The 291-nt window shown below is 53.6% G+C and carries 1 pseudogene; it reads right to left on the bottom strand.

Annotation, left to right across the window (positions count from 1 at the left end):
• A pseudogene (locus QP415_RS11460) lies at nt 1-291 on the bottom strand (LytR C-terminal domain-containing protein); the annotation flags it as partial.

Below are 291 nucleotides of genomic sequence, written 5' to 3'. Positions count from 1 at the left end.
ACATTTCTGTTGCGTCAGAGGCGATGCCTTGACGCGACGTGGTGTTCAGAACTTGAACTTTCACCGATGCGGGGTCAACCGGGAGTGCTTTTTCCGGTGGGCACGGTACTTTACCGCTGGTGGCGAACTTTTCTGCTTTCGAGAAGGAGTTGCCAAAGGGAGCTGAAACAATTCCCGTCAGAATCAGCGCACTGAGCAATGCAAGAACGAGCATGATGACGATCGTCACAGCGAACGTCATGTTTTGGCGACGCTGGCGTTCTTGAAGGAAGCGCTGACGAGGGCTAAGTG

It is taken from the genome of Pauljensenia sp. UMB3104 (genome assembly GCF_030217285.1).
Taxonomy (GTDB): domain Bacteria; phylum Actinomycetota; class Actinomycetes; order Actinomycetales; family Actinomycetaceae; genus Pauljensenia.
Note: the sequence above shows the minus strand (reverse complement) of the source record. Positions and strands in the feature narration are given on the sequence as shown.